This window comes from Variovorax sp. Soil_C_26 (assembly GCF_057657075.1).
This window is the reverse complement of the sequence record NZ_JBDGJC010000015.1, coordinates 1-16984: the sequence shown is the minus strand read 5'-3', so window position 1 is coordinate 16984 and position 16984 is coordinate 1. Positions and strand designations below refer to the sequence as shown.

The following is a 16984-nucleotide window of genomic DNA, read 5'->3' as shown; positions in this document are numbered from 1 at the left end:
GGCCGCGCGCCCCGCGATGGGCCGTGCCTAGGCAGCCACGGCTTCCTTCTCGGCCACTTCGATCTCCACCACGACGCGGCTCGCCGCGACCTGGTCGCCGGTCTTCACATGCAGCGCGATCACCTTGCCGGCCACTGGCGCCGAGTGGATGTGTTCCATCTTCATCGCCTCCAGCGTGACGACGGGCTGGCCCGCCTCCACCTGGTCGCCGATCGCCGTCATCACTGCGACCACGCGGCCGTTCATCGACGCGCGCACCTTTCCGTCGCCGCCGGCCTCGCCCTGGCGCGCGGTGGCGGCGCGGGTCTTGTCCTCGATGCGGGTCGGAGCCCCGCGGTAGTGCAGCAGCAGCGCGGCGCCGTCGCGATAGAAGGCGGCGCTTTCGTAGAGGCCGTCGCACACGAAGCGCGCCATGTGCCCGTCGATCTCGTCGAGCTCGACGACATGAGTGGCCTCCCCGATCGACACGTCGAAGCGGCGCTGACGCGTCAGCACGATGCCGGCGCTCACCGCGCGGCCGTCGATGTCGAAGCGCAGCGAGATCGGTAGGCTGTGCGTCATGCGACGACCCGTCGAGGGCTGGCGGCGCGCGCCGGTCGTCTCGTACAGCAGCACGGCGGCGACGGCAGCGGCGCGGTCGCGCGTCGCGGTGTCGGGCGCAAGCAGCGCATCCTGGTTCTGCGCGATGAACGCCGTGGTCGCGCCACCCGCGGCGAAAACGGGATGACCGAGGCAACGGTTGAGAAAGGCCTGGTTCGTCGTCACGCCGAGCGCGACCGCATCGTCCAGCCCGGACATCAGCTTGCGGCGGGCGGCATCGCGCGTGTCGCCGTGGCTGATGATCTTGGCGATCATCGAGTCGTAGTACGGTGGAATCTCGCCACCCGAGCGCAGCGAATGCTCCACGCGAAGCTGCGCCGGCATTTCCCACAGCGCCATCGTGCCGCTCTGGGGCATGAAGCCCTTGTCGGCGTCCTCGGCGCACAGGCGCACCTCGATGGCATGCCCGCTGAAGCTCACCTGCTCCTGCGTGATCGGCAGCGCCTCTCCGCCGGCCACGCGCAACTGCAGCGCGACGAGGTCGAGCCCGGTGATGGCCTCCGTCACCGGGTGCTCGACCTGCAGGCGCGTGTTCATTTCCATGAAGTAGAAGTTGCCCTCCGCGTCGAGCAGGAATTCGAGCGTGCCTGCGCCCTCGTAGCGTATGGCCTTCACCGCGGCGACGGCGGTGGCGCCCATGCGCGCGCGCAGGTCGGCATTGACGGCGGGTGACGGCGCCTCCTCGATCAGCTTCTGGTGGCGGCGCTGCACCGAGCAGTCGCGTTCGCCGAGGTGGATGGCGTTGCCGTGGCGGTCGGCGAACACCTGGATCTCGATGTGGCGCGGCTCGACGATGGCACGCTCGAGGATCACTTCGGGGTCGCCGAACGCGCTCTGCGCCTCGGAGCGCGCGCTGCGCAGCAGTTCGGAGAATTCACGAGCCGACGGCACCAGCCGCATGCCGCGCCCGCCGCCGCCGGCGGTGGCCTTGATCATCACCGGGAAGCCGATGCGCACGGCTTCGGCCGCGAGCCGTTCCTCACTCTGGTCATCGCCCTGGTAGCCGGGAATGCAGGGCACGCCGGCCGCCTGCATGAGGGTCTTGGCGCCGGCCTTGTTGCCCATGGAGACGATGGCCTCGGCCGAGGGCCCGATGAACACCAGCCCCGCGTCGGTGCAGGCCTGCGCGAAGTCCTCGTTCTCGGCCAGGAAGCCGTAGCCGGGATGCACCGCGTCGGCGCCGCTGAGCTTCGCCGCCTCGACGATGGCGGGAATGCGCAGGTACGACTGAGCGGGCAACGGCTCGCCGATGCACACGGCCTGGTCGGCCTCGCGCACGTGGCGTGCGCCGGCGTCCGCCGTGGAGTAGACGGCGACGGTGCGGTAGCCGAGCGCGCGCGCACTGCGGATGATGCGCAAGGCGATCTCGCCGCGATTGGCGATGAGGATCTTGCGGAAGGGAGTGAGCCTGGAAGTCGATGCGGTCATGGAGCGTTCGTCGATGTTGTTTCAATGAGCGGACGGGAAGGTGCCCATGAACTTGCTGAGGATCTGGAGCATCACCTCGTCGGCGCCGCCTCCGATCGATGTGAGCCGGCCGTCGCGGTAGATGCGCGAGATGGGGCTCTCGTCGACGAAGCCCATGCCGCCCCAGAACTGGAGGCAGCCGTCGGCCACCTCGCGGATCACGCGGCCTGCCTTGAGCTTGGCCATCGTGGCGGTCCGGGTGGCGTCCTGCCCGCCCGTGACTTCTTCCACGCCCTGCCAGCACAGCGCGCGCAGCGCCGCGACCTCGGTCTGCAGTTCGGCCAGCCGGTAGTGCACCCACTGGTTGTCCAGGATGGAGCGGCCGAATGCGCGGCGTTCGCGCGTGTAGGCGATGGTGGTGTCGATGGCGCGCTGCGCCATGCCGGCATTGTTGAGTGCGCCCCAGAGTCGCTCGATCTGGAACTGCTCCATCTGGTAGATAAAACCCATGCCCTCCTCGCCGATGCGGAAGCGCTGCGGCACGCGCACCTCGTCGAAATGGATCTGCGCGGTGTCCGACGAATGCATACCCATCTTGCGCAGCTTGCGGGCGACTTCGACGCCCTTCGTCTTCATCGGCACCACGATCAGCGACTTGTTGCGATGCGAGGCACCTTCCGAGGTGTTGGCGAGCACGCAGCAGAAGTCGGCCTGCGTGCCGTTGGTCGTCCACATCTTGCCGCCGTTGATGACGTAGTCGTCGCCGACTTTGCGTGCCGTTGTCTTGATCGACGCCACGTCGGAGCCGCTGCCTACCTCGGACACACCCAGGCAGGCCACGTAGTCGCCGCTGATCGCGGGCGCCAGGAATTCCGCACGCAACTCGGCGCTGCCGCGGTGGGCCAGCGCTGGCGTTGCCATGTCGGTCTGCACGCCGATGGCCATAGGCACGCCGCCGCAATTCATGTGCGCGAGCGTCTCGGCCATCACGGCACCGTACGAATAGTCCAGCCCGGCCCCGCCGTTCTCGACCGGCTTGGTCAAGCCCAGCATGGCCAGGTCGCCGAGGCGCTTGAACACCTGGTGGGCCGGGAAGACCTCGGCGCGCTCCCATTCATCGACATGGGGGTTCACCTCCTTGTCGATGAAGCGCTTGAGCGTGTCGCGCAAGGTGTCGTGTTCTGGCGTGAGTTGCATGGTGTACCTCGGCTCGCCACGACTCAGGGCCGCGCTACGGAGAACTGCATCTTCTGCGGCTGGCGCAACTCGGCGTCGCGGCAGATCGAAAGAACCTTGCTAAGCACCTCGCGCGTATCGCGCGGGTCGATCACACCGTCGTCGAGCAAGTGCGCGCTGGTGGTGAAGACGCTCATCTGGCTGTCGAAGCGGTCGACGATGCGGCGCTCCATCTCGGCGAGCTTCTCACGGTCGACTTCTGCGCCCTTTCGCTTCATCGCGGCCTCTGTCACGTTGACCATTGTCTGCGCGGCCTGCTCGCCGCCCATCACCGCGGTCTTCGCGTTGGGCCACGAGAAGCAGAAGCGCGGATGAAAGCCACGGCCGCACATGCCGTAGTTGCCAGCGCCGAACGAGGCGCCGCAATAGATGGTGATCTGCGGCACGGTGGCGTTGGTCACGGCCTGGATCATCTTGGAGCCGTGCTTGATGATGCCGGCCTCCTCGTAGTCCTTGCCGACCATGAAGCCCGTCGTGTTGTTGAGATAGAGGATCGGTGTCTTCGACTGGCAGCAGGCCTGGATGAAGTGCGTGGCCTTGGTGGCGCCGGCGGGATCGATGGGCCCGTTGTTCGTAATCACGCCAAGCGGCATGCCTTCAATCTTGATGTGGCCCACGACCGTCGCACTACCGAAGTTCTCGCCGAACTCCAGGAACTCGGAATCGTCGGCGATGCGCGCGATGACCTGCTTCATGTCGACCGGGCGCTTGTGGTCGATCGGCATGATGCCGAGCAGTTCTTCCGCGTCATAGCGCGGCGGCTTGAAACTGCGCGCCGGCTCGGTCGGCATGCCGCGATTCCAGTCGATGTTCGATAGGATCTCGCGAGCCAATCGGATCGCGTCGCGGTCGTCCTCGGCCAGGTAGTCGCCGAGGCCGGAGATGGAGGTGTGCATCAGCGCGCCGCCGAGTTCTTCTTCCGTCGCGATCTCCCCTGTTGCGGCCTTCAGCAGCGGTGGACCGGCGAGGAATGCCCGCGAGCGGCCGCGCACCATGATGATGTAGTCGGACAAGCCCGTCTGGTAGGCGCCGCCTGCCGTAGAGGAGCCGTGCGTGACCGTCACCACCGGCAGCCCTGCCGCCGAGATGCGCGCGATGTTGCGGAACAAGTTGCCGCCGGTGACGAACTCCTCGACCTTGTAGGTCATCAGGTTCGCGCCTGCGCTTTCGACGAGCTGCACGTAGGGCAGCTTGTTCTCCAGCGCCAGCTCCTGCATGCGCAATTGCTTGGGAATGCCCATGGGCTGCAGCGCGCCGGCATCGATCCCCGAGTCGGACGCGTTGATCATCACGCGCACGCCGGAGACCCAGCCGATGCCACCGATCACGCCGCCGCCCGGCACGCTCTTCTCGAGGTCTGGATTGTCAAGGCCGAGACCCGCCAGCGAACCGATCTCCAGGAAAGGCGTTCCCGGGTCGAGCAGCAGAGAGAGCCGCTCCCGCGGCAGCAGCTGCCCGCGCTTCTCGAAGCGCTCGCGGGACTTGCCCGATGTGGCGATGCTGCGCTTCTCGTAGTCGCGTACGCGCTCGATTAGGGCCAGCATGCCGGTGCGGTTAGCCTCGAAGGCCTCGCTGCCGGGGGAAACGTTCGACTCGATGATTGCCATGTGCTGTGGTGCTGCAAATGCCGGGTTGGCGTTCGCGGACTGTTGGATGGCTGCCAGCTTAGGCAAAGGCCGATGGCGGGTCTTGCGGGAACTGGCTGTCGCCGGCGCTTCGCGCGACGGCCACTCAGCGAGTCGACGCAAGCGCTGCGGGCGCGGGCCCGCTAGCCTCTGGACATCGCCTTTGGCCGCCTCGTCGCCGGCTTCGCACGACACATCATGATCCCCTCCAGCACGCATTCCGGCCCGTCGAGGGTCGCCGACCGGATCGATCGACCGCCGGTTCGCCACAGCGCCGACCTTGCCGACCGCGAAGCTGTGCCTCTGGCCGATCGACTCGCCCACATGCGATCGACGCTCGATGTGTTCGATGCGGCGGCACAGCGCTGGCCCGAGCGCAAGGCGATCCGATTCCTTCGCGACGGCGATCCGGCCGAGGCGACCGTCGACGTCACCTACGCCGAACTGCGCGATCGCGTCGTGCAAGCCGGCAATCTGTTCGCCTCGCTGGGGCTCGGCGCGGACGACTGCGTGGTCTACCTGCTGCCCATCGTCCCCGAGGCGCATTACTGCATCTGGGGCGCGCAGGCCGTCTGCCGGGTCGCGGCGGTCAACCACTATCTGGAGCCGGCGCAGATCGTCGAGCTCCTGAAGGCACTCGGCGCGAAGGTCATTGTCGCTGCCTCGCCCGCGCTCGCTCCCGATCTGTGGGCGAAGGTCGCCCCGCTGCTGCCCGCGCTGCCGGGCCTGCGCGCGACCTTCCTGGTCGGCGCCTCGGACGGCCAAACACCGGAGGGCGCGCAGGACTTCGGCGCGGCCATGTCGGGCCAGCCCACGGCGCCTCGCTTCGCACCAGTAGCGGACCCGGAGCGCATCGCCGCGTGCTTTCACACCGGCGGCACCACGGGCACGCCGAAGATCGCACAGCTGAACCATCGCTCGCTCGTCGTCAACAGCTGGATGCTCGGCGAGATGTTCGATATCCAGCCGAGTGACGTCATCGTCTGCGGGCTGCCGCTGTTCCATGTGAACGGCGTGGTGGTCACGGGGCTGGCCGTGTTCATGAGCGGCGCCTGCGTGCTGATCGCGGGGCGTAACGGCTTCCGCAACCCGGCGCTCATCCCCAACTTCTGGCGGCTGGTCGAGCGCTTTCGTGTGACCACCTTTTCGGGCGTGCCGACCGTGTACGCCGCGCTGCTGAACGTGCCTATCGACAACGCCGACATCACATCGCTTCGTTTCGGTATCTGCGGCGCCGCGCCGATGCCGGTCGAAACCTTCAACCGCTTCGAGAAGACGACAGGCATCCGCCTGCTCGAGGGCTTCGGCATGACGGAGACGACCGCGTGCGCGTCGGTGAACCCGCGCGACGGCGAGCGCCGCATCGGCTCCATCGGGCTGCCCGTTCCCTACAGCCGCATGAAAACGATGGTGATGGACGACCAGGGAGCGTATGCGCGCGACGCAGCGATCGGCGAGATCGGCGTGGTCGCCATCCAGGGTCCGCATCTCATCCCCGGCTATCGCGATCCGCGGCACAACGCCAGCCTGTGGCTGCCCGGCGGCTGGCTGAACACAGGCGACCTCGGCCGACAGGACGCCGACGGCTACTTCTGGCTCTGCGGCCGCGCGAAGGACCTCATCATCCGCGGCGGCCACAACATCGATCCCTCAACGATCGAGGAGACGCTGGCGCGCCACCCGGACGTGGAACTCGCCGCGGCGGTCGGTCGGCCCGATGCGTACGCTGGCGAGTTGCCCGTGGCCTACGTCACCCTGCGCCCCGGCGCGACCGCCGATGCCGAGAGCCTGAAGGCCTACGCCAAGGCACACGTGACCGAACGCGCCGCTGCGCCCGTCTGGGTCGAATGCATCGACGCCATGCCGGTGACCGCCGTCGGCAAGATCTTCAAGCCCGCGCTGCGCAAGCGCGCCATCGAGCGTGCGCTGCGCGAGCTGCTGCAGGCCGTGAACCTGCCGGCGTCGATCCACGTGGAGGACGATCCGAAGCACGGCGTCGTTGCGCTCGCCTTCTTCGACACCGACGCCCAACGCCTGAAGGCGGAAGAACTCGCCGGTTCGTTGACCGTGAGGGTCCGGTGCGAGCTGGCAGCGCGCACGGGCGCCGCCACGGAGCCGACGCCATGAGCGAATCGGAACTCGCCGAGCTACGGCTCTGGATCGGGCGCGGAGAATCCGCCGAGGAGACGCTCAGCCCCGTGCCCGCGCAATGCCTCGCGGCGACCCTGAGCCTGCCGCGGAGGGCATGGCCGAGCGGCCATCTTCCGCCGCTGTGGCACATGCTGCACTTTCCGGACACGACGCCGACCATCGAGCTCGGCGACGACGGCGCACCGCGCGACCAGGCGCTGCTGCCGCCAGTCGACGCCGAGCAGATCATGTGGGCCGGTGCGGAGTACGACTTCATGGCGCCGCTCGCGTTCGGCGTCGCGACGCAGCGGCAATCGCGCCTGAGCAGCATCGAGGCCAGGCACGGACTGCGCGGAGAGATGGTCTTCGTCACGCTGGAACACACACACCTGCAGGGCGGCGAGACCTGCGTCGTGGAGCAGGTGCGCATCGTGTTCCTGGGCGCGGCGCCGCCCGCCGGGGTGACGGCGCCTCGTGCAGAGGCCCCATTCGTGTCCGTCGAGCGGCACTGGACGGTGAACGAAGCGATGCTCTTCCGTTTCTCGGCACTCACCTTCAATCCGCATCGCATCCATTACGACCATCCCTACGCGACGGGCATCGCCGGCTATCCGGGCCTGGTCGTGCACGGTCCGCTGCAGGCGATGCTGCTGGCGGAAACCGTCCGCGCCGCTTCTCCTGCGAGATCGCCGAGGCGCGCCACCTTTCGTGCACGTGCGCCACTTTTCTGCACTGGCGATGGCGTGCGCGTGTGCATGGCCGCGCCCACCGGCGACGAGCGCGAGCACACGCTGTGGACGCGCACAGCCGAAGGCGGCATCGCGATGGAAGCCCGGTTCGAATTCTGAGAACGACGAGACAAGCCACTTCACACCGAGGATGAACATGATTTCAAGACGCCGATTCACGCAGGCCGCCACCGCCGGTGCGCTCGCCGCGCACACGGGCCGCTTCGCCATCGCGCAGACGAGCGACATCAAGGTCGCGATAATTGCGGGCAAGACCGGGCCCTTCGAGGCCTACGCCAAGCAGGACGAACTCGGCTTCCGAATGGGCCTGGAGTACCTCACCGGCGGAGCCATGACAATCGACGGCCGCAAGGTGCAGATCATCGTGAAGGACGACCAGTTGCGCCCCGACCTGTCGAAGGCGCTGCTCGCCGAGGCTTATGCCGACGACAAGGACATCGCGGTGGGCGCGGGCGGCTCGTCGGGCACCGTGGTCGCCCTGCCCATCGCGGAGGAATACCGCAAGATCCTCATCGTCGAGCCTTCTGCCGCCGACTCGATCACCGGCGAGAAATGGAACCGCTACGTGTTCCGCGTCGCGCGCACCGGCACGCTGGACTCGACCGCGACCGTGTCCGCGTTTCCCGGTCCGATCAGCGTCGCCTTCCTGGCGCAGGACAACGTGTTCGGCCGCGACAACGTGAGCGCGTACAAGGAGTCGTTCGCCCGGCTCAATCCACAGGCGAAAATGGGTCACGAGGAGTTCGTGCCGCAAGGCACCGTCGACTTCACCGCGCCCTTCCAGCGTATCGCGGATGCGTTCAAGGGCGTGAGCGGGCGCAAGGTCATGGTGATTCCCTGGGGCGGCGAGCACCCCATCCGAAAGCTGGCGGCAATGCGGCCCGATCGCTTCGGAATCGAGCTCTCGCCCGGCGGATCGCTGCTGTCGGTGATGCAGACGTGGCGCGAGTTCGAGGGGCTGGAAGGCGGAACCTACTACCACTACACGTTCCCGAAGAACAAGGCGAACGACTGGCTGGTAGCCGAGCACATGAAGCGCTTCAAGGCGCCACCGGACTTCTTCGTGTGCGGCGGCTTCTCGGCCGCGAGCGCCATCGTCACCGGCATCCGCAAGGCGAAGTCGACCGACACCGAAAGGCTCATCGCGGCGATGGAGGGCATGGCCTTCGAGACTCCGAAGGGCCAGATGACCTTCCGCAAGGAAGACCACCAGGCCATGATGCCGATGTTCCACTTCCGCATGAAGAAGCGGGCTCAGCAGACCGAATTCGACATTCTCGATCTCGTGCGGGAGATTCCCGCATCGGAGATCAACCTGCCGATCCGCAACAAGCGCTGAGCCGCCGACGCCGGCGCGCCGCACTCAGCACTCAGGCGCGCAGCGACACGCGCCACTTCGAAAGCAGGGCACTCGGCTGGTACGAGCGCTTGCTGCGCCGAAAGCCGGCGATGCCCATGTCCTGCTCGAAGTTCAACCAGCGCACCGGCCGCGGGAAATGGCGGCAGAGGTGCTGGAACATGAAGGGGTAGACGCCGACATGGCTGTCCAGCCCCTTGGCGAAGCGCACCGCGAACAGGCCGGGCTGCAGTTCCTGGACCAGCACAAAGGCCACGGGCCGCTCGTCGACGAGATGCACGAAGCCTTCCAACCGGAAGCGGGTGGCATGCGTGACGGCTTCGATGCAGGCGCGCTCGTCCGCCTCGCCTTTCCCCTTGCCCTTCTGTGCCATCCAACCAGCGAGCACCGCCAGTGCGGCATCGGCGTGGGAGGAGTCGAAAGACACGGTGCGCGGCGCGTGGCTCGCGAGGAACTGCCGCACCTGGTTGCGCTTCTTAGCCAGCGCACGGCCTGCGTAGTCGCGGAAGTTCGACGCATCGTAGAGATAGTCGGCGTCATCGTCGGAGGTGCTGGTGACGAAGTGGCCCTCCAGTGCCGCGACATGCCGGCCTGCAACCGGATAAAGACAGCCATGCACGTCGATGAGGGATTCGAGCGCGACGACCGGCGTGCTCGAAGGATCGAACAGCGGCATGAAGTGGCGCGCGCCGTCGTAGGTGCGGCCTGCAACACCCGGCCATTCACCCGGAAAGAATCGGTAGTCGTGCGCGTCCCGGAACAGATACAGGTTCGAGAAGGCATGGTCGGACAGGCACTTCGCACCGCTGCCGTGGCGCAGCTGCTCGAGCGCTGCGTCGATGCGCGACTGCAGCGCCAGCGTGATCGCTTGCGGCGCGCTCAATCGACGTAGGCGACCTGACGAACGCCGGGTGCGGGCGCGTCCACCGGATCGCCGGCGAAACACTGCGCGATCTGCAGCCATTCCTTCGCCGAACCACCTGTATAGGTAAGCTCGGTGTCGGCCAGGTTGCGGCGCTGCGTCACGACCAGGCAGAAGTCGAGCGCGGAGCCGCGCACCTGCTCCGGCGACACCGGATCGCCCCATGTCCACAGCGCGTTGCCCTGAGGCGCTCGCAGTTCGACGTATGGCACCACGTCGGGTACCGGACGCTTGCGATTGACGAAACTCCAGCCGAAAGTCGTGAAGCCGATGTGGGCAACGTGGCGCAGGCGGTCGCCAGCGGCCCGCCTTCGGCGGACCACGTCCCACACGTCCTGTCCATGCGCCCACGTTTCCATCAGGCGCGCCGTCGCGAAGGAGCGCGCGCTCATCGACGGCCCGTACCAGGGCAACCGCGCCTTCGGATCGAGCACGGCGAGCGACTGCATCAGCTTCGCGGACACGGGCTCCCAATGCGCGATCAGCGCGGTGCCGTCGAGGTGCGCGTACTTCGCGCGCGCGATGGCGCTGATCTCTCTGCCGGTACCCAGTTCGGCGAGCAGCGCCGCGGTGTTGGCGGCGAAGGCGCCTGGATCGGTGGCCGACAGCAACGCCGTCTCGTCGAAGAAGCACAGGTGCGCGATCTCGTCCCAGGGCGTCCAGCCGTAGAAGGCGCTGCGCTCGGCCCACTGGGCGGGCGTCAGCGTGCGCGCGAGGTTGGTGAGTTGGGCGTACTCGGCACGCAGGTCTTCGATGGTCTGTTTCATCGTGGCTCTCTTGTCGTTTTTTCTTTTCCGGATCGTCTTGCGTTCGCTACTCGGGGCGGCTATACGCCGAGTTGCCGCGCCGCGAGGTCCTTCATCACTTCCTCGGAGCCGCCACCGATCATCATCACCTTCACTTCGCGGTAGATGCGCTCACTGCGCGTGCCGCGCATGAAACCCATGCCGCCGAGCAGTTGCACCGCCTGGTCCGCGCAGAACTGCATGGCCTGCGTGGCCTGCACCTTGGCAAGGCAGACGCGCGCCACCAGTTGCGCGGGACGGGCCAGGCCATGCTCGATGCGGTAAGCCAGGTCATAGAGCAGCGCGCGCGCCGCATCGATGCGCAGCGTCATGTCCATCAGCTTGTGGCGTACCACCTGCCGTTCGGACAGGGTGCTGCCGAACAGCGTACGCTGACGCGTCCAGTCCAGCGCCTCCTGCAAGCAGACCTCCGCGTAGCCGCAGGCCAGCGCGGACATGAACAGGCGCTCGCTGTTGAAGTTGTTCATGAAGGTCTTGAAGCCCTTGTTCTCCTCGCCCACGAGATTGGCGACTGGCACGCGGCAGTTGTCGAAGCGCAGGTGCGCCGTGTCGGAACTCCACCAGCCCATCTTCTTCAGCGCCGTGCGGGACAGGCCAGGCGTGTCGCCTTCGATCAGCAGCACCGAGATGCCGCCCGAGCCCTTGATGACGGGGTCGGTCCGGACGGCCGTCGTGATGAAGTCTGCGCGCATGCCGGAGGTGATGAAGGTCTTCTCGCCGTTCACGATGTAGTGATCGCCGTCGCGCACCGCGGTCGTTCGGAGGTTGGCAACATCCGATCCGCCGGAAGGCTCCGTGACCGCGAGCGCAGCGATCTTCTCACCCAACAGCACCGGCGGGATCACCCGACGCTTGATCTCGTCGCTGCCCGCCTTGAGGATGGGCGGCAGCGCGATGCTGTGCGAGTTGAGCGATGCCTGCACGCCCCCGCCGCCGCAGCGCGCGAATTCCTCCGCGACGACCAACTGGTAGAAGATGTCGGCCGGCGTACCACCGTATTCCTCCGGATAGCCCAGGCCCTGCACGCCCAGCTCGGCCACGCGTCCGTAGAGCGTTCGCGGGAAGGTCTCGGCCTCGTCCCACTCGTCGACGTGCGGTGTGATCTCTCGCGCGATGAAGCCCCTTAGGCTGGCGCGAAACTGCTCGTGCTCGGGAGTGAAATAGAAGGGAAGCGGCGGGGCTTCGAAGAATTCCATGCGGTGCTCCTTGCTTGCCACGAGGCTAGCCGTGGGCGCATGGCGGGTCTTGCGCGAAGTGGCTGCAAACAGCGAGTGCACGCAAGCCACGGCGGCGTGCATTTCTTAGGCTGTGCGAATACCCCCCTCGATTCAAGCAGTCTCTCGCCGTCCAGCCCCGCCATGCCAGCCAACGCCCACGCCAGCCCCAACGACGCGTCACCTTCCGGGAACGGTGCCCTCCTCCATGCCGCGCTGCACCACGCAGCGACGACACACCCCGATGTCATCGCCTACATCGACGGCGAACGGCGCTTCTCTTTCTCCGACGTGGAAACCGCGAGCCGGCGGCTGGCTTCGGCCCTGCTACGGCACGGCATCGTGCGCGGCGACCGCATCGCGGTGCTCTCGCACAACCAGGTCGAGTGGCTGCAGCTTTTCTTCGCCGCGACGCGTATCGGCGTGGCGGTGGTGGCGCTGAGCCCGCGTTACCGCGACGCTGAAATCGCGTTCATGCTCGCCGACAGCGAGGCGAAGGCGGTCTTCACGACGAGCTGCGTCGACGGCTTCGAGTTCCTGCCGATGCTCGACCGCATCGCGTCGACGCTGCCTGCGCTGCGGCATGTGATCGCCATCGACAGCGACGTGTTCGTGCACATGGCGAGCGCGCCCGTCGACGAGGCCGCGCTGGCGGCGCAGACGCGAGCCGTGCTGCCCGCCGACTTGGCGATGGTGATCTACACCTCCGGCACCACGGGGCGCCCGAAGGGGTGCGCACTCACGCATGCCAGCCTGCTGGCCTCCGCGGGCGGCCAGTTCCGCCACACGCGGACGCGGCCGGGCGACCTGGTGCAGCTCGCCAATCCGTTCAACCACGTGGGCGGCATCACCTGCGGCATCCTGTCGCAGATGCTGGCGGGCGGCACCTGTGAACTGGTGCCGGTCTTCAAGGCCAAGACGGTGCTCGACATGATCCGGCGCCATCCGCCGGCCATCCTCATCGGCGTGCCGACGATGTTGACGCTGTTGCTGATGCACCCCGAGTCATCGGAGGTCGACCTGAGTTCGGTGCGTCTCATCATCACCGGCGGGTCGAACGTCGACGCCACGCTGCTCGCGCACCTGCAGCAGCGCATGCCCGTCGCGACGATCATGAATCTCTACGGCCTGTCGGAGGCTTCGGGCGCGCTCGTGATGACGCCCTGGCAATGCGGCGACGACGACCTGATTCAGAGCATCGGCACCACGCTGGACGGCGCGCAGGTGCGCGTGATGGGGCCGGCCGGCGCAGCACTCCCGCCGGGCGAGATCGGCGAGCTCCAGTTCCGCGGGGTGGGCGTGGTCCGCGACTACATCGGCGCGGCCGCAGACCAGGGCGCGTTCGATGGCGGCTGGCTGCGCACCGGCGACCTGGGCCAGGTGGACGGGCGCGGCTTCATCACGCTGAAGGGACGGATGAAGGACATGTACATCCAGGGCGGCTTCAACGTGTACCCGGCCGAGGTGGAGGCGCTGATCGCTACGCACCCTGCGGTGGTGATGGTCGCGGGCATCGGCGTGCCCGACCCGGTGCTGGGCGAGATCGGCCGGTACTTCGTCGTGGCCAGGGAAGGTAGCGGGCTCACCGAATCCGACGTGCTGGCGCATTGTGCGGGCCGCATCGCCGACTACAAGATGCCGCGTCAGGTCGCGTTGCGCAGAGAACTGCCGCTGACGCCCGCCGGAAAGATCCACAAGGCGCAACTGCGGACCGAGGGCGGATGAACCGGTCGCGCGCGCAGCGCGGCCTCAATCGGGCGACGCTTCCTTCCTGCGGTACCAGCGCGGATGGAAAGTCGCGACCGTCGGGCCATCGACCGCCAGCGCGTGGCAACCGTCGAGCTGGAACGGGCGTTCGTCCTCCGGCTGCAGGCGGCTGCCGGCGAGCGTCTGGATCACGGCAGTGGCCATGGTCGACAGCATCTCGGTCATGTGCGTACAGCCGCGCACGCCCACCAGCAGGCGGCGGACGTGGCCGCGAAATCCGGCACCCACGCGAACGCCGATGAGCTCCTTGTACGCAGGCGAGATCGCGCCGCACATGCTGCCGAACGGACCCGCGTCGGTCACGGCCTCGACATCGACGATCAGCGCCTCGGCATCGACCGTGAGCCGCAGCCACATGACGTGGATCGGCTCGCCGGCGCGGCGGCCGCCCCCCGCGAAGCTCACGGCCTCGGGGCGCACGTCCACCAGATGGCCCTCGATGTCGAACAGCCCGTCGCCGCGCTCGTGCCCGCGGATCGTGATGGTGCGGGTGTGCGCGAGCTTGCGCTCGAGGGTCGGGACTGACAGTGGCATGGGGTTGGCTCTCGCTCTGGATGCATCTTGCGCAAAGCGAGGCCATCGGTCTTGCGCAAAGTGGCTGCACGCGTCAGCCAGTCGGCGCAAGCGTTGCGGCGGGGCCTTGGATAAGCTGGCCTGCGCAGAGGACACCCTATGACAGACACATCAAACACAACGGGCCGCACCGTGCGCATCGGCGGCGCATCGGGATTCTGGGGCGACAGCATGGTCGCCGCACCGCAACTGGTGAAGGGCGGCCGCCTCGACTACCTCGTCTTCGACTACCTTGCGGAGACGACGATGTCGATCCTCGCGTCGGCGCGGGCGAAGAATCCCGACATGGGCTATGCGACCGATTTCGTGGACATCGCGATGAAGCCCGTGCTCGCCGAGGTCAAGCGCCAGGGCATCAAGGTGGTGAGCAATGCGGGCGGCATCAACCCGCACGGCTGCGCGGCCGCGCTGAAGGCACTAGCAGATGCGCAAGGCATCGCGCTGCGCATCGCCGTGGTCGAGGGCGACGACGTCAGCGCGCTCATGCCTGAACTGCGCGAGCGCGGCGTGCGCGACATGTTCACCGGCGAAGCACTCCCGGAGCAGGTGCTGAGCGCCAATGCTTACCTGGGCGCCGCACCGGTGGCAGCTGCACTGGCCGCAGGGGCCGACGTCGTGATCACCGGGCGCTGCGTCGACAGCGCCGTCACGCTCGGTCCGCTGATGCACGAGTTCGGCTGGCGCACCAGCGACTACGACCTGCTCGCCTCGGGCAGCCTGGCCGGGCACATCATCGAATGCGGCTGCCAGGCCACGGGCGGGCTGCACACCGACTGGGAAGACATTCCAGATTGGGCCCACATGGGCTATCCCATTGTCGAATGCCATGCCGACGGCAGCTTCGTGGTGACCAAGCCCGAAGGAACCGGCGGCAAGGTGATCCGTGCCAACGTCGCCGAGCAGATGCTGTACGAGATCGGCGACCCTTCCGCGTACCTGCTGCCCGACGTGAGCTGCGACTTCCGCGACGTCACGATCGAGCAGCAGGGCGAGAACCGTGTGCGTGTGAGCCCCGCGAAAGGCCGCGCGCCGACACCGCACTACAAGGTGTCGGCCACACAGCTCGATGGCTTTCGCTGCGCGGGCAGCATGGTGATCATCGGCATTGATGCAGAGAAGAAGGCGCGCCGGACAGCGGAGGCAATCATTGAACGTACCAGTGAGATCCTGCGCGACGGCGGCCTGCCGCCTTTCACGTCGACGTACATCGAGGTCATCGGGTCGGAAACGCTCTACGGCCCGCATGCGCGCACACGCAACGTACGCGAGGTGATGATGCGTGTGGTGGCGAACCATCCGCAGAAGACCGCGCTAGCGATGTTCGCGCGTGAGATCACGCCATCAGGCACCTCGTGGGCGCCGGGCACCACCAGCCCGGGCGGCGGCCGGCCCGCCGTGTCTCCGCTGATCAAGCCCTTCTCTTTCCTTTTGGAAAAGAAGGCGCTGCAGACGAACTTCGTGCTCAATGGCGAGAGGCGTGCGGTCGAGATCGCGCCCGGTTCGGCGGTCATCGACGCGCCGGCGATGTCGCAGCCTGAGCCGTGGAGAGATGCCGGCGAGCCGAGCGAGAAGGTGCGCCTCATCGAACTGGCCTACGGGCGCAGCGGGGACAAGGGGAACATCTCGAACATCGGTCTCATCGCGCGGCAGCCCGAATGGCTGCCGCTGCTCTGGGATCGGCTTCAGCCTGAGATTGTCGAGACCTATTTTCGGCACCTGCCGGCGGGCAAGGTCACGCGCTTCCATCTGCCGGGAACGGATTCGATGAACCTGCTCGTGCACGATGCGCTCGACGGCGGCGGGCCCTCTTCGATGCGCATGGACCCGCTGGGCAAGGGCATGGCGCAGATGCTGCTGGACCTCACAGTCAGCGTGCCAGTGAGCGTAGCGCAACAGGCGAGAACGCGCCGGGACACTTGAACACCAAGGGCGGAATGCTTGTACAGCCCGCAACGACACGATGACAACCAGCCCGCGCATCGGTAGTTGTAAGCATGAGCAAGGATGGCTGACGGTCATTCGCCCGCCTTGCCCAAAGCCGAGGGCCGCGGCGAAACCTACGATAACCAAAGGTACGTAAACGCCCTATTGCCGTCGGTCGAGCTCGCTACCATCTCAACTCACGATAAGCAGGCGTTTACGAAGGCCAGCTTTTATGAACAAGTAGGGGCGGCACTGCGTTGTTGACGAGCGCTTGATCAGCTCCGCGATAACCAGCGCCGCGAGAACATTGTGCTGTCCCGCGGCCGAGAACGCACCGCAAGCAGTAGTAACGTGCCGCGACCAGGCCGGCGCACTGTCCCTGCGAACGGCAGATATGCAGCGATAGCAGTCTTCTAGATTCCCGCAGCCCCGTCGAACTCAAGCCCGGTCTGTGGGGGGCAGCGTTGACCTGAAGAAACCCTGGAAGCTTGTGAAAGCAAAGCTGCGATGTTCGACGAGTTTTACCGCTCTATCGTATGCGGTCAACGAACCACGTCCTTGAGCCGCAGGCTATGACCTGACAGCCTACGTTCCCACATAGAGCAACGTGGGAACGTAAATGACAGACGATTTGGAAGACCTCAAACGCCGGCTGGTGGTGGGACACAAGAGCGA

Annotated in this window: 12 protein-coding genes; 5 read left to right on the top strand and 7 right to left on the bottom strand. The window is 66.9% G+C overall.

Annotated elements, in window-relative coordinates; translation table 11 throughout:
* Positions 1 to 27 precede the first annotated feature (27 nt).
* Genes AC3A6G_RS25560 through AC3A6G_RS25550 form a run of 3 tightly spaced genes read right to left on the bottom strand, consistent with a single transcriptional unit; the run spans position 28 to position 4850 of the window.
* Positions 28 to 2028 (bottom strand): acetyl-CoA carboxylase biotin carboxylase subunit, encoded by a 2001-nt coding sequence (locus AC3A6G_RS25560; protein WP_487874878.1) that lies wholly within the window; start codon positions 2026 to 2028, stop codon positions 28 to 30.
* Between the two features lie 21 nt (positions 2029 to 2049).
* Entirely contained in the window at positions 2050 to 3204 is a 1155-nt protein-coding gene (locus AC3A6G_RS25555; protein ID WP_487874877.1) for an acyl-CoA dehydrogenase family protein, read from the bottom strand.
* A 23-nt stretch (positions 3205 to 3227) separates the two neighbouring features.
* Complete coding sequence (locus AC3A6G_RS25550; RefSeq protein WP_487874921.1) at positions 3228 to 4850, bottom strand: acyl-CoA carboxylase subunit beta; 1623 nt, start codon at positions 4848 to 4850, stop codon at positions 3228 to 3230.
* A gap of 216 nt (positions 4851 to 5066) precedes the next feature.
* Between AC3A6G_RS25550 and AC3A6G_RS25545 the strand changes: the two genes are divergently transcribed.
* The 3 genes from AC3A6G_RS25545 to AC3A6G_RS25535 are packed head-to-tail and all read left to right on the top strand — an operon-like array spanning position 5067 to position 9086.
* Complete coding sequence (locus AC3A6G_RS25545) at positions 5067 to 6995, top strand: acyl-CoA synthetase (RefSeq protein ID WP_487874876.1); 1929 nt, start codon at positions 5067 to 5069, stop codon at positions 6993 to 6995.
* Positions 6992 to 7846 carry an HTD2 family dehydratase gene (locus AC3A6G_RS25540; RefSeq protein ID WP_487874875.1) on the top strand — a complete coding sequence of 285 codons (855 nt, stop codon included), beginning with the start codon at positions 6992 to 6994 and terminating at the stop codon, positions 7844 to 7846. The genes AC3A6G_RS25545 and AC3A6G_RS25540 overlap by 4 nt, the downstream gene beginning before the upstream one ends.
* A gap of 37 nt (positions 7847 to 7883) precedes the next feature.
* Positions 7884 to 9086, top strand: a complete 1203-nt coding sequence (locus AC3A6G_RS25535) for a substrate-binding domain-containing protein (RefSeq protein WP_487874874.1) — start codon at positions 7884 to 7886, stop codon at positions 9084 to 9086.
* A gap of 31 nt (positions 9087 to 9117) precedes the next feature.
* Here the strand turns inward: AC3A6G_RS25535 and AC3A6G_RS25530 are convergent, their stop codons facing one another.
* From AC3A6G_RS25530 to AC3A6G_RS25520, 3 genes are read right to left on the bottom strand one after another with little or no spacing between them, the layout of a single operon-like run.
* Positions 9118 to 9987: a phosphatidylglycerol lysyltransferase domain-containing protein gene (locus AC3A6G_RS25530; RefSeq protein ID WP_487874873.1), complete on the bottom strand. Its 870-nt coding sequence runs from the start codon at positions 9985 to 9987 to the stop codon at positions 9118 to 9120.
* Positions 9984 to 10793, bottom strand: coding sequence for a TIGR03084 family metal-binding protein (locus tag AC3A6G_RS25525; protein WP_487874872.1), 810 nt, complete (start codon positions 10791 to 10793; stop codon positions 9984 to 9986). Before AC3A6G_RS25525 ends, AC3A6G_RS25530 begins: the two co-directional genes overlap by 4 nt.
* Before the next feature lie 59 nt (positions 10794 to 10852).
* Entirely contained in the window at positions 10853 to 12028 is a 1176-nt protein-coding gene (locus tag AC3A6G_RS25520; protein ID WP_487874871.1) for an acyl-CoA dehydrogenase family protein, read from the bottom strand.
* Between the two features lie 162 nt (positions 12029 to 12190).
* On the opposite strand from AC3A6G_RS25520, the gene AC3A6G_RS25515 reads away from it, so the two are divergent.
* The gene (locus tag AC3A6G_RS25515) at positions 12191 to 13771 is read left to right on the top strand and encodes a class I adenylate-forming enzyme family protein (protein WP_487874870.1); all 1581 of its coding nucleotides are present in this window, start codon (positions 12191 to 12193) and stop codon (positions 13769 to 13771) included.
* Positions 13772 to 13795: 24 nt separating this feature from the next.
* Here the strand turns inward: AC3A6G_RS25515 and AC3A6G_RS25510 are convergent, their stop codons facing one another.
* Positions 13796 to 14347: a DUF2889 domain-containing protein gene (locus tag AC3A6G_RS25510; protein ID WP_487874869.1), complete on the bottom strand. Its 552-nt coding sequence runs from the start codon at positions 14345 to 14347 to the stop codon at positions 13796 to 13798.
* A gap of 138 nt (positions 14348 to 14485) precedes the next feature.
* Here AC3A6G_RS25510 and AC3A6G_RS25505 point away from each other — a divergent pair, with 138 nt between their 5' ends.
* Complete coding sequence (locus AC3A6G_RS25505) at positions 14486 to 16306, top strand: acyclic terpene utilization AtuA family protein (protein WP_487874868.1); 1821 nt, start codon at positions 14486 to 14488, stop codon at positions 16304 to 16306.
* The last annotated feature ends 678 nt before the right edge of the window (positions 16307 to 16984 follow it).